This window comes from Mycobacterium sp. BK086 (assembly GCA_004362315.1).
Classification (GTDB): domain Bacteria; phylum Actinomycetota; class Actinomycetes; order Mycobacteriales; family Mycobacteriaceae; genus Mycobacterium.
This window is the reverse complement of sequence record SNWL01000005.1, coordinates 690,392-707,219: the sequence shown is the minus strand read 5'-3', so window position 1 is coordinate 707,219 and position 16,828 is coordinate 690,392. Positions and strand designations below refer to the sequence as shown.

General features: G+C 67.8%; 16 protein-coding genes. 5 read left to right on the top strand and 11 right to left on the bottom strand.

All coding sequences use genetic code 11. The features are described from left to right. Positions 1–49: 49 nt before the first annotated feature. Complete coding sequence (locus tag EV580_RS33795; protein ID WP_166654778.1) at positions 50–496, bottom strand: hypothetical protein; 447 nt, start codon at positions 494–496, stop codon at positions 50–52. 76 nt (positions 497–572) lie between these two features. After that, positions 573–1,319: an alpha/beta fold hydrolase gene (locus EV580_RS19935; protein WP_133692914.1), complete on the bottom strand. Its 747-nt coding sequence runs from the start codon at positions 1,317–1,319 to the stop codon at positions 573–575. 75 nt (positions 1,320–1,394) lie between these two features. On the opposite strand from EV580_RS19935, the gene EV580_RS19930 reads away from it, so the two are divergent. The 3 genes from EV580_RS19930 to EV580_RS19920 all read left to right on the top strand — a co-directional run bounded on the left by EV580_RS19930 (position 1,395) and on the right by EV580_RS19920 (position 6,007). After that, complete coding sequence (locus EV580_RS19930; protein ID WP_133692913.1) at positions 1,395–2,858, top strand: acetyl-CoA acetyltransferase; 1,464 nt, start codon at positions 1,395–1,397, stop codon at positions 2,856–2,858. 72 nt (positions 2,859–2,930) lie between these two features. Continuing rightward, on the top strand, positions 2,931–5,243 hold the full coding sequence (locus EV580_RS19925) for a PEP-utilizing enzyme (RefSeq protein ID WP_133692912.1): 2,313 nt from the start codon (positions 2,931–2,933) through the stop codon (positions 5,241–5,243). Positions 5,244–5,263: 20 nt separating this feature from the next. Next, positions 5,264–6,007, top strand: coding sequence for an SHOCT domain-containing protein (locus tag EV580_RS19920; RefSeq protein ID WP_133692911.1), 744 nt, complete (start codon positions 5,264–5,266; stop codon positions 6,005–6,007). Here EV580_RS19920 and EV580_RS19915 read toward each other — a convergent pair. From EV580_RS19915 to EV580_RS19895, 5 genes are all read right to left on the bottom strand, one after another. Next, positions 6,004–6,651, bottom strand: a complete 648-nt coding sequence (locus tag EV580_RS19915) for an endonuclease (protein ID WP_133692910.1) — start codon at positions 6,649–6,651, stop codon at positions 6,004–6,006. The genes EV580_RS19920 and EV580_RS19915 overlap by 4 nt on opposite strands. A 96-nt stretch (positions 6,652–6,747) precedes the next feature. Further along, the gene (locus EV580_RS19910) at positions 6,748–7,563 is read right to left on the bottom strand and encodes an LLM class F420-dependent oxidoreductase (protein ID WP_133692909.1); all 816 of its coding nucleotides are present in this window, start codon (positions 7,561–7,563) and stop codon (positions 6,748–6,750) included. A 40-nt stretch (positions 7,564–7,603) separates the two neighbouring features. Then, a complete protein-coding gene (locus EV580_RS19905; RefSeq protein ID WP_133692908.1) occupies positions 7,604–7,936 on the bottom strand; it encodes a TfoX/Sxy family protein in 333 nt (110 codons plus the stop codon). Between the two features lie 56 nt (positions 7,937–7,992). Next, the gene (gene lon, locus EV580_RS19900; RefSeq protein WP_133692907.1) at positions 7,993–10,323 is read right to left on the bottom strand and encodes an endopeptidase La; all 2,331 of its coding nucleotides are present in this window, start codon (positions 10,321–10,323) and stop codon (positions 7,993–7,995) included. Positions 10,324–10,521: 198 nt separating this feature from the next. Beyond that, the gene (locus EV580_RS19895) at positions 10,522–11,520 is read right to left on the bottom strand and encodes an esterase family protein (RefSeq protein ID WP_133692906.1); all 999 of its coding nucleotides are present in this window, start codon (positions 11,518–11,520) and stop codon (positions 10,522–10,524) included. Between the two features lie 225 nt (positions 11,521–11,745). Between EV580_RS19895 and EV580_RS19890 the strand changes: the two genes are divergently transcribed. After that, a complete protein-coding gene (locus EV580_RS19890; RefSeq protein ID WP_133692905.1) occupies positions 11,746–12,165 on the top strand; it encodes a DUF1810 domain-containing protein in 420 nt (139 codons plus the stop codon). Here the strand turns inward: EV580_RS19890 and EV580_RS19885 are convergent. Genes EV580_RS19885 through EV580_RS19870 form a run of 4 tightly spaced genes read right to left on the bottom strand, consistent with a single transcriptional unit; the run spans position 12,162 to position 16,373 of the window. Continuing rightward, complete coding sequence (locus tag EV580_RS19885) at positions 12,162–13,466, bottom strand: alpha-amylase family glycosyl hydrolase (protein WP_133692904.1); 1,305 nt, start codon at positions 13,464–13,466, stop codon at positions 12,162–12,164. The genes EV580_RS19890 and EV580_RS19885 overlap by 4 nt on opposite strands. Next, the gene (locus EV580_RS19880; protein ID WP_133692903.1) at positions 13,463–13,942 is read right to left on the bottom strand and encodes a nucleoside deaminase; all 480 of its coding nucleotides are present in this window, start codon (positions 13,940–13,942) and stop codon (positions 13,463–13,465) included. The genes EV580_RS19885 and EV580_RS19880 overlap by 4 nt, the downstream gene beginning before the upstream one ends. 11 nt (positions 13,943–13,953) lie before the next feature. Next, on the bottom strand, positions 13,954–14,658 hold the full coding sequence (locus EV580_RS19875; protein ID WP_286171682.1) for a rhomboid-like protein: 705 nt from the start codon (positions 14,656–14,658) through the stop codon (positions 13,954–13,956). Between the two features lie 17 nt (positions 14,659–14,675). Next, complete coding sequence (locus EV580_RS19870) at positions 14,676–16,373, bottom strand: tetratricopeptide repeat protein (protein ID WP_133692902.1); 1,698 nt, start codon at positions 16,371–16,373, stop codon at positions 14,676–14,678. Positions 16,374–16,456: 83 nt separating this feature from the next. Here EV580_RS19870 and EV580_RS19865 point away from each other — a divergent pair, with 83 nt between their 5' ends. Beyond that, complete coding sequence (locus tag EV580_RS19865; RefSeq protein ID WP_286171680.1) at positions 16,457–16,828, top strand: cupin domain-containing protein; 372 nt, start codon at positions 16,457–16,459, stop codon at positions 16,826–16,828.

Genomic DNA, 16,828 nt, shown 5'->3' with positions numbered 1-16,828 from the left:
GTCGGACGCGTGTCACAAGTGGCCACCGGCCTGGGAATGACGCCGTTACTTACCCCGTTCCGAGGCAGCCCACGCCGTTGATGCAGCCGCCGCCACCGCCGGGACCGCCACCGCCGCTACCCACGCCGGGAATCGATCCGCTGCCGCCGCCGGGGCCACCGCTACCCGTGGGACCACCGGGGATGCTGCCGCCGCCACCGCCGGGTCCGCCGCTACCGGTCGGACCACCCGGGATGCTGCCGCCACCGCCATTGGCATCGCCGCCGCCGGTGACGCCACCGGGTGCGGTTCCGGTGCCACCGGGGGCCATCGTGTCGGTCGGGCTGGTGGTCGTGGTCATTTCGGATGACGTCGTCGTCGGTGTCGTTGTCGTCGTCGATGTCGACGACTTGCCGGAGTCGCCGCTGCCGCCGCAGCCGACGGCCAACGTCAACACCGCAGCGCCACCGACCAATGTCATTGCGGCCCTGGAATACATACTCGATCCGAGAGGCATGCGGCCCTCACTTCCTTGTTAGGGGACACCTCCGCGTACCCGCCGCGTCCCCAAACAAACCCTGGCGCGCCAGGGTTCAACTCAGCGAGAGCCAGAAATCGGTGAGTACCTGCGCGCCGCGCTCGGGGTCCTGAAGCATCCACCAATGCCCGAGTCCGGCGAGCACCTCGGTGCGGGCACCCGCTCGCGCGGCGGCGTCCCGCCGGATCTCGTCACTGCCGACGTAGTGATCTTCGGTGGCCAGCAGCGCCAAACCGGGCCGGGCCGCGGCATTGCCCAGCGAGCGTCCCGCCTCGGCCATCGCGGGCTGTGCCGCCGAGCGGTACAGCGCCAGGATCGCGCGACCCATCTCCGGGGTCTGTGCGGCGGCAAGCTCGCCGGCGACCCCCTCCGGAATTCCGAGAGCCACCAGTCCGGCCGCGCGGTCCTCGAGCGAACCGCCTGTCATCGCCTCGACGACATCCTCGCCGGCGCCCGGGGTCTGCCACACCTGGGCCATGTCGTGCCAGACATAGTCGGGGTGCAGGATTCCCAGCACGTCGCTGGCCCAGCTGCGGACCAGTTCCGGGCGGTGCATCACGAGGTTGATCACGTGCCCGCCGCCCCAGTCGTGACCGACCAGGTCGATGGGGCCGTCGATGCGCTCCACCTCGCCTTCCAGCCAGTCCCGGTAGGCCAGGTGCGTCATGGGGAAGTCCGCGGGAAGCGGGGCGCCGAAACCCGGCGGGGACAACCGCACCACATCGTCGCGGCCGAGCGCGGTGACCAATGGGCCCCAGATCGCCTCGGTCTCCGGATTACCGTGCACCAGAACCACCGTCATGGCGACATCCTCACACGGCCTGCTAGGTTTTGACAGCCGTCAAATAGCGGCGTGACTTTCCGAAAGGGGCCGTGTATGGATCCGCGGACGCCGGTACTCGTCGGGGCCGGGCAGGTGAATCAGCGCGACGACGCCGACATCGAGCCCGTGGACCTGATGGCCGCGGCCGCCCGGGAAGCGGCCGACCCGCGGGTGCTGCACGCTGTCGACGCGATCCGCGTGGTCAACCTGCTGTCGTGGCGCTACCGCGATCCCGGACTGCTGCTCGGTCAGCGGATCGGGGCACCCGAAGCCGCGACGCGCTACACCGGAGTCGGCGGCAATACGCCGCAGTCGCTGGTGAACCAGGCCTGCCTGGACATTCAGAACGGTCGCGCCGACGTCGTGCTGCTCGCCGGCGGGGAAACCTGGCGCACCCGAATGAAGTTGCGCGCCAAGGGAATCAAACCCGATTGGACCCGTCAGGACGACTCGGTCGCGGTGCCGCCGGGCGGCGAGGACGTGCCGATGTCGGGTCCTGCCGAAGACCGGATCAACCTGGACCGGCCCTCGTTCGTCTATCCGCTGTTCGAGCAGGCGCTGCGGATCGCCAACGGAGAGTCTGTCGCCGAGCACCAGAGCCGGATCGCCGCGTTGTGGGCGCGGTTCAGCGAGGTGGCGGCGAACAACCCGCACGCGTGGAGCCGCGAGGCCCGCAGCGCCGAGCAGATCGGGCAGGCCAGCCCGGACAACCGGATGATCAGCTGGCCCTATCCGAAGCTGATGAACTCCAACAACATGGTCAACCAGGCCGCCGTCGTCATCCTGTGTTCGGCGGAGAAGGCGACCTACCTTCAGATCCCGCGCGATCAGTGGGTCTTCCCATACGCGGGCACCGACTCCCACGACACCTACGCGGTGTCCGAACGCCACGAGCTGCACCGCTCGCCGGCCATCCGGATCGGCGGCCGCCGCGCGCTCGAACTGGCCGGCGTGGGTGTCGACGAACTCGACCACATCGACGTCTATTCCTGCTTCCCGTCGGCGGTGCAGGTGGCCGCCAACGAGCTCGGACTGGCCACCGACGACCCGCAGCGGCCGTTGACGGTCACCGGCGGGCTCACCTTCGCAGGTGGGCCGTGGAACAACTACGTCATGCACTCGATCGCCACGATGGCCGACCTGTTGCGCGCCAATCCCGCCGCCCGCGGCCTGATCACCGCCAACGGTGGATACCTCACCAAGCACAGCTTCGGCGTCTACAGCGCCACCCCGCCGCCGGCCGCGTTCCGCTGGGAGGACGTCCAGGCGGCGGTCGACCGTGAGCCCACCCGACCGGCCGTCGTCGAGTGGGAGGGTGAGGGCACCGTGGAGTCGTGGACCACGCCGTTCGACCGCGACGGGCAGCCCGAGAAGGCCTACCTTACGGTGCGGACCAGCGACGACGCCCGGGCGATGGCCGTCATCGACGATCCAGCGGCGGCCGCCGTGACCGTGGCCGAGGACATCGCCGGCGCCAAGGTGCGGGTGCACGCCGACGGCCGGGCCAGCCTGTCCTGAGGCCATCAAAAGGGCAAAATTTTCCCCGGACCTGCCTAGAGTCGGAGAACGACGGGGGAAGTAGGGCCTGGCATGCAGATTCTGCTCACGGAGGTCACCGGTGAGCTAGGGCGTGCGCTGGCCCAGAGCCTGCTGGCGGCCGGCCACGAGGTCTACGGCATCTCCGCGCGACCCCACCGCGACCTCGATCCCGGCGTCAGCTTCGTCTGCGCGACCCTGTCCCACCCGGTGTTGTACCAGCTGGCCGACCGGGCCGACGTCGTCGTGCACCTGCCGGCAGACAGTCCCGACATGGCCCGCTCGGCTGACATCGCCCGGGTCTGTGACGCCGCTGCCCGCGGCGGCGCCCGGATCGTCTTCCCGTCGCTGTCCCCGATCGCTCCCGCCTGGCAGCAGGCCGAGGACCTGGTCAGCACCGGCTGGGCCCCAAACCTGATCGTGCGGATCGCCGCGCCGGTGGGCCGCCAGGCCGATGCGATGGTGTGCCGATCGGTGGCCGCGCTGCTGGACACCGAAGGCAGCGCGCCACTGCGTGTGCTGCACATCGACGACCTGATCCGGTTTCTGGTCATCGCCGCGGGCACCGACCGCACCGGCGTCGTCGACCTGGCCACCGCCGACACCACCACCGCGTCGTCCGCCCACCGGCTCCTCGGCGCCGCCGACCCGCGGCCCAAGGTGCGCGGCGTGCCGGGCTGGCGCGAGCTGTTCCCGACGTTCGACCTCGACCCCTTGCGAACTGAGTGGAAATTCGAATGTGGCTGGGGCGCAAGCGAAGCCATCGCCGATACGGTGCGTGGACTGCAGGGTCGCAAGATGGGTCCGAACGGAGCGGTCGCCGTGCCAGGCCGAACCCCCATGCCGGTGAGCGGTATTCCGCGGCCCGGTGACACCGACGACGAGTTCGACGACCGCATCGACCCCCGTTTTCCGGTGTTCATCGCCAACCCACTGCACGACACCGCCGGACCGCTCACCCCGATGTCGCTGGATCTGCATCTGGCCGGACTGCGGACCGCGGGACGGACCCTGTCCCAACTGCTGGACCTGCGCGGCCCGGTCGCCGACGAATGGGAGAGCAGGCTGGTCGCGGTGTTCGGCCACCGAATCTACCTCGGCGCGTCGGCGCTGGCTGCGGCAGAACCCCGAATGCCCGCCCGCGCAGCGGCTTTGACGCGACGGCTGCGCGGGGCTGCCGACGAGACGACCGCTCAGAGTCTGCTGGCCTCGATCAGCGGCTCGATTTCGACGACCCGCCTGATCTCGTCGGCGCGGATGTACGGCAGGCACCTTCGCGCCTACCGCGACGCCGCCGACGCCGAGCGGCGCGACGCCGGCAAGCTCGCGGTGCTGCGCGACGCCCAGCTCGGCGCACGAATTCCTCTGCTGCGCAGCAGAGTTCACGAAGGCTGGGTACTGACCGCCCTTGCTGTGCTGCTCGCCGAGGTGGCTCCAACACAGCTGGAGGGCGTGGGGGAGATGGTGAGCGTCCGGTCCCAGATCAACTCACTGGCCCGGGTGCTGCGTGCACACCCCTATGCGCGCGCCGCCCTGGAGGCCGGCGACGTGGCGGCCGCACGCACCGCCGCACCGATGCTCGCGACCGCGTTCGATTCCGCGGTGGCTCACGTGGGCCACCGCGGGCCCGGCGCCGCCGAGCTGGCGGCGTCGGTACTGGCCGACCGGCCCGACGCGCTGACAGCGGCAGCGGCGCGAAACACATCGCTGTATGACGACGAGCCGACAGCGCCGGGCGCACAGGCATGCCGGACCTTGGCCTACGACACCACCATGCGATTCACCCATCAGCTGCGGCTGGCGGTGCGGGAGCTGGGCCGGCGACTGGCCGCCGAGGAGAAGCTCGCGGCGCCCGGCGATGTGTTCTACCTGACCGTCTCCGAAGCCCTGTACCCGCCGGCCGACAGCCGGTTGCGCATCAAGCGTCGCATCGCCGAGAGGGAGCGGTTGCAGGCCATCCGGTTACCCGCGGTGATCGATACCGTGTGGGCCCCGGTCGCCGTTCCCGATCCCGCGCAGGTCGCCGACGAGCTCCGCGGGACCGGTGTGTTCCCTGGCGTCGTGGAGGGCACGATCCGGGTGGTCGATTCCGCCGCCGACGCCGGCTTGCAATCCGGGGACGTCGCCGTCGTCGACACCGCCGATATCGAATCGATCGCGCTGCTCGGGACGCCCGCCGCGGTCCTGACCTGCGGCGGAGCCACCCTGGTCGATGTGGCCACGGCGGCGGCGGAGTTCGGCGTGCCGTTCGTGGCCGGGGTCGGCGACGGCGCGACGCGGCTGTGCGAGGGCATGCGGGTTCGTGTCGACGGGTCGGCCGGGCTGATCACGGTACTCGCCCTGGACTGCGAAGTCGTGGGGGCGTGACGGGGGTATACCGTGGCCCGGTGATGTGGCGGACGATCGCGACCCTCTCTGCACTGTGGTACGGGCTGATCATCGCGCCTGCCGTGGTCGGCACCCGGATGCTCGATCACGTCGGCTCCGCGGCCGCCACCGGCCGGGTGCTGGGGGTGTGGCTGGTCGGATACGTCGCGCAGTTCGTTGTGTTCCTGATGATTTCGCGCAGATCGCCGCGCCCGGTGATGCTGGGATGGTTCATCTCGTCGATGATTCCGTGGGCGGCCGACTGGACGGCGCCGTTGTCGCTGTGGTGGCTGGTGCTGTGGACCGCGGTCGTCATCGGCTACGCGGCATGGCTGCTGCGGGGTGTGGCCGAGGTGGATCGGCTGCGCCGCGACGGCGTGCGCGGCACCGGTGTGGTGCTCGAGGTGATCAGACCGGTGTTCAGTGGGGTGGTCAACAAGGATGCCGGGCGTCGCATCCTGCGGATGAGCATCGAACGATCCGACGGCACAGCCTCTTACGAGACTCGGCTGACGGGGACGTTCCTCCTTGGCGAGGTTCCCGAGTCCGAGGATCGCGTGGCGGTTCGCATCGATCCGGACCAGCCCCATCACATCGAGATCATCGAAGACGAACCGATCCTGCGGGCCGCGCCGCAGCCCACCGACCTCGAGCCCGAGGTCGCCGAACGGCTGCACACCCTGAAGATGATGCGCGACCGCGGCGATTTGACCGATGCCGAATTCGCCACCGCCCGTAAGCGACTCGTCGAAGAGAACGACTAGGCGCGCGTCGAACCGAACACGTCGCGGAGATCGTCCGGTGACACGCGCACCAGCGCGGCGGCCAGCGGTGCCACCGCCCGTCCGGTGAGCGCGGCAAGCTTGTCGGCATCGCGGGGGAGTCCGAGTTCCCCGGCGGTTTCCAGCGCGCGCTTATCGAAATATGGCCGCACCCAAGGCCATACATCCTGTACCTCGCGCAGAAAGATGTCCGCGCCGGTTTCACCGATGCCGGAGAACTGTTTGAGCAACACCTTGGCGTCGCCTACGTCGGGCTTACTGATCCGGGCCAGCAGCCGGAGATCACCGCGGTAGTCGTCGTTCACCCGGTTGGCCAGATCGGTCAGTCGGGTCGCGGAACTCTCGTCGTAGCGCACATAGTGCGCCCGGCTGAAGGCCTTGATGATCGTGGACCGCTCGGCGGTGAGCACCGAATTCGGCGTGCGCAGTCCCGCCTTGTACAGTTCCTCCGCACCTCGCACCGCGACCGCGGCGTCGATCGGCTTACTGGCCAGCATGCAGAGCACCAGGAGCTGGAACAGCGGCATAGGGGCGTCGCGCAGGGTGATGCCGGCCTGGGCAGCATAGGTCGTGCCCGCATGCTTGCGGACCCGTCGGATGAGGTCCCGGGCCTCCCAATCGTCCATCAGGTTTTCGATACCCGTCGAGTTGAAAAGTGAAACGAGATTTACTACAGCGTAAGCGATTTCGTGAAATTGACGCCGCGGCTGATCTCGCCCTGATCAGCGCTTGGCGTTGCGCCAGTCGACCATTTTTTCCAGGGTTCCGAGGTTGTATTTGCCCTCCGACGCGCGGACCTCGGTGTGAAACAGCGTCGCGCCCGCTGTCAGATAGCTGTCCGCCGACTGTGGATCAGTCCAGAATGTCGAGCGTTCGATATCGCTGTCGGCGCGGCCGAATCCGGCGGCCAACTCGGCCACGCGGGCACTGGCTTCGCGGTAGGAATCGATGGGCAGGAAGGTGTGCCAGATATCGGCGTGGCGCGCGACGGCCGGCAGGGTGCGCTTGGGGCCCGACCCGCCGATCAGGACCGGGATCTTGCGCAGTGGCGGGGGCTGCAACAGTTCGAAGCGGCGCTCGATGCGCAGCAGCCCCTCGTCGAAGAGGTCGGCCCGGGACTTGACCGTTCCGTAGTCGAAACCGTAAGTGGTGTAATCCTTCTCGTACCACCCCGCACCGACGCCGAGGATCGCCCGGCCGCCGCTGATGTGGTCGACGGTTCGGGCCATATCCGCGAGCAGATCCGGGTTGCGGTAGCCGATCCCCGCCACCAGCAGCCCGAGCTCGGCGCGGGTGGTGATCTCGCCCCAGGATGCCAGAGCGGTCCAGCCTTCGAAGTTGTTCACGTCGGGCTGCACCTCGGCCAGCACCGGTTTCGCGTCGATGATCGACTCGATGAACGGTGCGTGGAAGTGGTCGTAGCCGAAAATGACGTCCGCGCCGATCTCCTCGGCATCCAGGACAGCTTGTCGCCAGGTGGCGTAGTCAGGGGTATCGGCGGGTTGGATCTGGACGGCAACGCGCACGGGATAGGTCATGCCCGCCACAAGCACGGCGCACGATGATTTATTCCGGCCGCTATTTCGGCGGTAGGGATTTCGCGAACGCGACGCCGCGGGTGACCCAGCTTTGCAGTTGTCGGGTGGTGCGCACGCCGTCGTCACCGACCCGCACCCAGCCCCGGGTTTCCCGCCCGGCCATGATCATCGGTTCGACGTGGTCACGGCTCACGAGTGTCGCGGTCTCGTCGGGTGGCACCCGCACCATCAGGCCGCCCTGACCGCTGGCACACACGGCCATGTTGCCGTTGAGCAGGAACGCCACCCCGCCGAACATCCGTTTCTCGTCGACGCCCTTCTCGGTGGCGAGCAGCTCACGCAGGCGGTTCGCCAGATCTTCGTCGTAGGCCATGCACAGACGGTAATGCCGGCCGCCGACAATCGTGTCGGGGCCGGCATTACCGTGTGTCAGGCCGCCGTGGTGGCCGCTTCCGCCACCGGCTCCAGCGCCAGGGTGACGATTTCGGCGACGTCGGTCATCGGCTTCACCGTCAACGCCTCCAGAACCTCAGCCGGCACATCGTCCAGATCGGCCTCGTTGCGTTGTGGGATGAAAACCGTTGACAGCCCGGCACGTTGAGCGGCCAGCAATTTCTGCTTGACGCCGCCGATGGGCAGCACCCTGCCGTTCAGCGTGACCTCACCGGTCATGCCGACATCGGAGCGGACCTGCCGTCCGGTCGCCATGGACACCAGTGCGGTCACCATGGTCACGCCGGCTGACGGACCGTCCTTGGGCACTGCGCCGGCGGGCACGTGGACGTGGATCTTGCGGTCCAGCGCCTTGGGGTCGACACCCAATTCGGCAGCGTGGCTGCGGACGTAGGACAGCGCGATCTGCGCCGACTCCTTCATCACGTCGCCCAGCTGACCGGTGAGCTGCAAGCTCGGCTCGCCATCCGTTGAACCGGCTTCTATGTAGAGCACATCGCCGCCCAGGCCCGTCACGGCCAGACCGGTCGCCACGCCCGGCACCGCCGTGCGCTCGGCCGACTCCGGCGTGAACCGCGGACGGCCAAGGTAGCCAACCAGATCCGGCTCATCGATCGTCAACGGCTCGTCAGAAGCAGCCAGCTTGGTCGTCGCCTTGCGCATGGCCTTGGCCAGCAGTCGCTCGAACTGGCGCACACCGGGTTCCCGGGTGTAGTCGGCGGCGATCTTGCGCAGCGCGGCGTCGGTGACCGTGACCTCCTCGGGGGTCAGCGCGGCGCGGTCCCGCTGCCGGGGCAGCAGGTAGTCGCGGGCGATGGCCACCTTGTCGTCCTCGGTGTAGCCGTCGATCTGGACCAGCTCCATGCGGTCCAGCAGCGCGGAGGGGATGTTCTCGATCACGTTGGCCGTGGCCAGGAACACCACATCGGACAAGTCGAGATCCAGATCCAGGTAGTGGTCGCGGAACGTGTGGTTCTGCGCCGGGTCCAGGACCTCCAGCAGGGCTGCCGACGGGTCGCCGCGGTAGTCCGAGCCGACCTTGTCGATCTCGTCGAGCAACACAACCGGGTTCATCGAATCGGCCTCGCCGATCGCGCGGACGATCCGGCCGGGCAGCGCGCCCACATACGTGCGGCGGTGACCACGGATCTCAGCCTCGTCGCGCACACCACCGAGGGCGACGCGAACGAACTTGCGGCCCAACGCTCGGGCCACCGATTCGCCCAGCGAGGTCTTGCCGACACCGGGCGGGCCGGCCAGCACCATCACCGCGCCCGAGCCGCGTCCGCCGACGACCTGCAGGCCGCGCTGTGCACGACGGGATCGCACGGCCAAATACTCGACGATGCGGTCCTTGACGTCATCCAGCCCGTGGTGATCCGCGTCCAGGATCTCCCTGGCCGCCGTCAGATCGGTCGAATCCTCGGTGCGGGTGTTCCACGGCAGGTCCAGGACGGTGTCCAGCCAGGTGCGAATCCAGCCGCCCTCGGGGCTCTGCTCGCTGGAGCGTTCCAGCTTGCCGACCTCGCGCAGCGCGGCCTCGCGGACCTTGTCGGGCAGGTCAGCCGCCTCGACACGGGCCCGGTAGTCATCCGAGTTGTCAGCACCGTCGGGACCCAATTCCCCGAGCTCCTTGCGGATGGCATTGAGCTGCTGACGCAGCAGGAATTCCTTCTGCGTCTTCTCCATGCCCTCGCGGACGTCCTCGGCGATCTTGTCGTTGACCTCGACCTCGGCCAGCAGATCACCGGTCCACCCGATGAGCACGCGCAGCCGTTCGGCGACATCAGCGGTCTCCAGCAGCTGGCGCTTCTGGACATCCGACAGATAGGACGCGTAGCCGGCGGTGTCGGCAAGGGCCGACGGATCGGTGATCTTGTTGACCACGTCGACGATCTGCCATGCCTCACGGCGCTGCAGCATCGCCAGCAGCAGCTTCTTGTACTCCGAGGCGAGTGTCTTGGTGTCCTCGGTCAGTTCGGCCTCGGTCACTTCGTCCACCTCGACCCAGAGCGCCGCACCGGGGCCGGTGGTTCCCGACCCGATGTGGGCGCGACTCTCGCCCCTGACGACGGCAGCGGCGCCGCCGCCGGGAATGCGGCCGACCTGCACGATCGACGCGAGAACGCCGTAGGTGGGGTAGCGATCGTCCAGGCGTGGGGCGATCAGCAGCTGGCCGGAGTCGGTCGCTTGAGCCGCGTCGACCGCAGCCCGGGCGGCGTCGTCGAGCGTGATCGGCACCACCATTCCGGGCAGCACGATCGGGTCGCTGACAAACAACACCGGCACAGATTTGGCTTCAGCCATCAAATCCTCCAAAGTTCAGTCTGACCGACTCAACCTTGACCGAATCCAGATTGTTCCCTTGCTTCTCCGTGCGCGAACGTCACCCAAGAGTCACGTTCGGCGCCCAGCGTGACTCTGGAGTGACGCTCGGCGCGGACACAAAGCAGCGAGCCTGCCGCCGGGGGGATGGCGACAGGCTCGCTGTTGTTTGTGGCCGGACTAGCCAGCGGACGGGGTGGCCCCCAGAACGCGCTGCATGTCCGGGATCATCTGCTGCAGCTGCTGTCCCCAGTAGCCCCAGCTGTGCGTGCCGTTCGCGGGGAAGTTGAACACGCCGTTGCGTCCACCAGCCGCGAGGTAGTTGTCCATGAAGGTCTTGTTGGTCCGCAACGTGAAGCCTTCGAGGAACTGAGCGGCCATCAGGTTGCCGCCGCCACCGGAGGTGTCCAGATCCGACGGCGTACCGGTGCCGCAGTAGATCCAGATCCGGGTGTTGTTGGCGACCAGCTGGTTGATGTTGACCATCGGGTCGTTGCGCCGCCATGCCGGGTCGGACGACGGGCCCCACATGCTCTGAGCGTTGAAGCCGCCGGCGTCGTTCATCGCCAGACCGATCAGCATCGGCCACCAGCCCTCGGACGGGTTCAGGAAGCCCGACAGCGATGCGGCGTAGGTGAACTTCTGCGGGTAGTAGATCGAGTAGGTCAGCGACGCGCTACCGGCCATCGACAGACCGACGACGGCGTTGCCGTTCGGGTCGACGCCATAGTTGGCAGCCAGGTAGGCGGGCAGTTCCTGGGTCATGAACGTTTCCCACTTGTAGGTGTAGTTCTGACCGTTGCCCTGCGACGGCTGGTACCAGTCGGTGTAGAAGCTCGACTGGCCACCGACCGGCATGACGGTCGACAGGCCCGAGCCGTACAGCCACTCGAAGGCCGGGGTGTTGATGTCCCAGCCGTTGTAGTCGTCCTGCGCGCGCAGACCGTCGAGCAGGTACACCGCGTGCGGGCCACCGCCCTGGAACTGGATCCGGATGTTGCGGCCCATCGCGGCCGACGGCACATCCAGGTAGAGAACCGGCAGGCCCGGCTTGGAGAAGGCGGCCGCGGTCGCCGACCCGCCGACGACACCGATCAGGCCGGGCAGAGCGAGTGCGGCCACGAAGGCTGCGGCCACGCGGCGCAACCAAGTGCCTCGCAACTTATCGACGATCTTCATGACGGAAACCATCACCTTTCGTACGTAATTCACAGTGGAGAAGTGCTGTGCTCGGCTAGCTAATCACGGTGCGTAGCTCCGATTCGGCACGCGCGGCGGCGAGCCATATCGCGGTTCGCTAACGATCAGGAGACGCGCTGGACTCGGGATATGGCCTATCCCAACAACTTTGAATCAGTCGTCAATAACAGGACGGTCACAGCCCGGCAACGATACCGTTGAGGCATGGACGACCCGTTCGATCTCCAGCGCTTCGTCGACGCCCAGGATCGCGTCTACGAGCAGGTGCTTGCCGAGCTAAGAGCCGGCGCGAAACGCAGTCATTGGATCTGGTTCATCTTCCCGCAGCTCACCGGGCTCGGAAATAGTTCGACGGCAAGGCGTTTCGGTATCGGGTCGCTGGCCGAGGCGCGGGCCTACCTGGCCCATCCCGTCCTCGGGCCGCGGCTGCACGAGTGCACCCGGCTGGTGACCGCCATCGAGAACGCCTCGGTCGACGCTATCTTCGGCTGGCCCGACAACCTCAAGGTGCGCTCGTCGATGACGCTGTTCGCCCGGGCCACCGACGACAACGCCGACTTCCTCACGGTGCTGGATACCTTCTACGGGGGCGAGGAGGATCCGCGCACCCTGGACCTGCTCTAGGCCGGCCGCAGCACCAGCCAGCCTTGCGGCGGGACCACGACCTCGCTGACGACGTCGTCGGGCGGTGCGTCCGTTCCGCCCACCAACTGGGCCTGCCTGCCGGTCAGCTTGGCGACCGGTAGCCGCATCGGCGCGTCATCGATGTTGAGCGCGACGATCAGCGCCTCGTCACCGTTGCGGGTCTCGTACGCATACGCGCGGTTGTCCAATTGCAGCGCAGTGGTTTTCGCCTCGTGCAGCCATGGGTTACGCCTGCGCAACCCGATCAGGTACTGATGCAGGTTCAGCGTCTCCCGTCCGGCCGCATCCGGCTGCGGCGGTGGCGAGCCGAACTCGGGGCGCACGGCGTCGTCGCCGCCGGCCCGCTCTTCCTTGACGCCGTGGGACCCCAGCTCGTCTCCGGCGTAGATGGTCGGCACTCCACCGGTGGTGAACAACAGCACCAGTGCGTGGGCCACATGCTCGGACCGCTGGAGCTGGCTCGCGATCCGGGTGACGTCGTGATTGCCGACGAACGTCAGTGGGGCGAACCGGGCAAGAAAGTCGTTGTGGCGCTGCAGCGCCCAGTCGAGCTCGTGGAAGTTGCCGTCGTTGAGACTGCTCCAGATCGCCTTCCACAGCTCGTACTGAGTCACCGAATCGACACCGGATCCCTCGACGAATGCGGTGTAGTCCCCGTGGATGACCTCGGCGACAAACCAGGCGTCGGGGTGGGCTTCCCGGACCCGGGGGAGCACCTGTGCCCAGAACGATTCCGGTACCGCATAGGCGGCGTCCAGCCGCCAGCCGTCGGCGCCTCGTGCCAGCCAGTGCTTCATCACGTCGACGGTGTAGTCGACGACGACAGGGCTGCCATGGTTGAGGGTGACGAGCTCGCTGTGCCCCTCGAAGGTGTGAAACCGGCCGGGGCGGCCACGAAACCAGCCGATCGACTCGGTGTCGCCGTCGAGAGCCTGGCGGTACCGCTCGAAATCGGTTCCGACGTGGTTGAACACACCGTCGAGCAGCACGCGCAGCCCGCGCCGGTGAGCTTCGTCGACGAGCTGGTCGAAGTCGGTGTCGTCGCCCAGCCGGGGATCGATGCGAAAATGGTCAGTGGTGTCGTAACCGTGTGTGCGCGAGGCGAATACCGGTCCTAGCGCGATCCCCGAGGTGCCGAGTGCGACGACGTGGTCGAGCCAGGGGATGATCCGGCTCAACCGGTGTTCGTCCGGGCCGGGCGGTGCATCGGCGGGGAATGCGCCGACGAATCCCAGCGGGTAGACGTGCCACCAGATCGCGTGCCGCACCCAGTCGTTCATGGCGCGAACTTCGCTTTGTAGAGGGCCTTCATCTCGTCCTGATACCCAGGCGCGGGACCATCCACCGTCAACTGTGGGGCAATCGTGGTGATCGGCAGCGTCGCCACGGGCGGCGCGGGCGCCTGCCAGTCGGTCAGCCACTGGGCCAATTGGCTGCTTGCGACGGCAAAAACGATGCGGCCCAAGCCAACCCACGCGTGTGCGGCCGCGCACATCGGGCAGTGCTCACCGGAGGTGTAGACCGTGGCGGTAGCCCGCCGGTCGGGGGAGAGATTGCTCACTGACCACTGCGCGATCGCCAGTTCGGGGTGTGCGGTGGCATCACCGCCGGCGACGTGATTGTGGTCCTCGAACAGGACTGTGCCGTCGGCGTCCACGAGGATCGAGCCGAACGGCTCGTCACCGGCTTCCAACGCGGTGCGGGCGAGTTCGACACAGCGGCCCAGCCGCCGGATGTCCTCGTCGTCGAGCGCCACGCTGTCACACTTTACGCAGCGGTCGGCGGTCGGCGCCGTTTGCGCACCAGCCAGGAGGGATCCACCGGCGGGCCGGGGCGCCCCCGGGCCAGCGGGTAACACGCGAGTCCGACGATCAGCGCACACAGATGTCCTACCGGGGTGAACGTCGGGTTGATCAGCAGCGCGCCGACGAACCACGCGAAGGCCGCGGCCAGGTACAGCCACCGCCACGGACGCACCACGTGATAGGTCAGCAGGCCGATGATGCCGACGACGAAGTAGCTGACCCCGATATCGCGGGCGTTGAGGTAGCGGGGGGAGACGGCCGCCTCCTGGATCTGCCAGTACAGGAATCCCTCGCTGAGATACGTGGCGACGATATGGGCGATCAGGCCGGCGATGACGAAGCGCAGATGGCCGAGCCAGCGTTCGGCCGGGGCCAGGAAGAGGCAGAACATCACCAGATACGGCCACCAGGCGGCACCGTCGAGCCACAACAGGCTGGTGATGAGCACCCGGATCGGGTCGGATGCCAGGTGATGCAGGTTGGTCGAGTCCTTGCGCAACAGCACCACCAGGTGCCACCGCGGCAGCAGATGCTGGGCGACGGTCGTCAGGAACAGCACCGCCAGCCAGGTGAACGTCACCGGCGCGGAACGGATGAAGTGCGCGACCGGCCGCGGCGAGCGACGCTGCACAGTGCCGGGCGCGGCTTGGTCCGGGCTGTCGTGCACGTGTTGAGGTTACGGCGTCAGTGACAGCAATCCCCGCCGGAAACCTCGAATACCTCCAGCCGGCAGGCGCACGACGCCAGGACCGGGACGTCGGCTCGTGCCTTGGCCAGGTCGAGCTGGCGACCGATGATCCCCGCTTCGGCTTCACGCCCCAACCGCTGCAGGCATTCGTGATAGCCGTGCAGGCTCCACACGTTGCCCGGATGCTGACACGGCCGGCTCAGCGCCGGATCCAGACCGAGGTCGGCCGCATACACCGCGGCCGCCTCCTCGACCCGCCCTTGCTCCAGTAGCAGCGCCCCGTAGGCGTGCCGGGTGGGCTGCATCCAGCCCCACGGTTCGTCATACGGCAACGCGTCGTCGAGTGCGATCGCGCGCCGCAGATGGTCGAACGCCTCGTCGAAAGAACCTTTGCGGTAAGCGATCTCACCATCCAGCATCGCCGCCGCAACCGCCAGGATGTCGCGGCTGGTGTTGTTGAACAGATAGCGCGAATCGGGAACCCGGGCATACGCCGCGACGAATGCCTCGCGTTCGGCGTCCGCCTGTGCTAGTTGCCCCTTGGCCGCATACGCGACGCCCCGCCCGTAGTGGATGGTTGCCGTTGTGCTGCAATACAAGTCAGTATCGGAAGGTAGTGGTTCGGCGATCAGATCGTCCCAGCGCCCGAAACGGATCAGCACATGCACCCGCAGCGGAACGAAGGCCTCCAGCCAGTCCGCCATCGGTGGGGATTCGATCGACAGCAGCTCCGGCGTCAGCTGCCCGGACAGTTCGTCGGCAGCCGCCAGCGCGATCTGCGACTGGCCGGCGAACATCGCGGAGTAGACGATGAAGTGCAGATCGTGCGCCCGGTACAGCGAATAGAAGTTCAGCGGGCCGGCATGCTCGACGAAGCGCCGGTCGGCGAGTACCGCGGACTCATTGGCCAGCACCGAATCTCGGTAGTTGCCGCACAGCACGTCGATGTGGGACGGCATGTGCTGCAGGTGACCCGCGTCGGGCACCAGCCCGCGCAGCAGATCCGCGGCGGGCAGCGCCTCTTCGGGATGCGCCGACATCTCCATGGCGTGGATGTACAGGTGCAACACCATCGGATGGGCGCGGCCGGCCTCGGTGCTCAATGCCTGATCCATCAACCGTTTGGCCTCCACCACCCGTGAGCCGGGTGCTGGTTCTCCGGTTGCGGTGTCCCACAACGCCCATGCGGTGAGGTTCACCAACGCATCGGCGGCCAGCGCCAGCACGTCGACATCGTCGGGATAGGTTTGCGCCAGGTCGGCCATCGCCTCGGCGTACGCCGCATGGCCCGCCGCCAATGCGTCTGCGTCAGAAGGGTCGTCGGTGGGGAACCGGGTGGCCAGCGCGGCGATCAGCGCGTGCTCGACGGCACTGCCGCGGCTGCCGGCGGCCAGCTCCAATTCCATCCGGGCCCGGGCCAGCGACGCCGCCAGGTCGACGGGGTCGAATGCTTCCCAGGCCTTGTTGTAGTTGGGGCCAATCGAATACGCAATGCCCCAGCGGGCGATCGCGAGATCGGCGTCCAGGGCCAGGGCACGCTCGAAGCAGGTGATCGCCTCTTCGTGGTTGAAGGCGTAGGCCCACACCAGTCCGCGGTCGAACCAGACCTGCGCTTGCGGTGAGGGGGTGTCGACCGGCCGGTGGTAGTCCCCGAGGTCGTAATACGGCTCGGTGTCGCCGAGCGGAACTGCCATGCTGCTCACCCTAGGTGAGCGCGCCCGGTCCGGATAGCGTTGCAACCGAACCGAACGAAAGGGTGCACACCGTGATTCGCTGCGTGCGTTTGTTCACCGGAGCCGACGGGGGATCGCATGTCCAGATCGGTCGTCTGGACCTGGCACCGGGCCGCAACGACGACCTGGTGTCGACGGCGATGGCGTCGAGTCACGTCACGGCGGAGGAGACCGCGACCGGCGGCACGCTGGCGTGGCATACCGCGCCGGTGCGCCAGCTCGTCGTGACGCTGGCCGGCACCCTGGTGTTCACCACCCGCGACGACGAGGAGTTCACGCTGAACCCCGGCGATGTCCTGCTGGCCGAGGACACCGTCGGATCCGGCCACCAGTGGCATCTGGTGGGCGACGACCCGTGGCGCCGGATCTACATCGTGCTGGCCGACGGCGTCGAGGTCCCGTTCGTCGCGGACTGA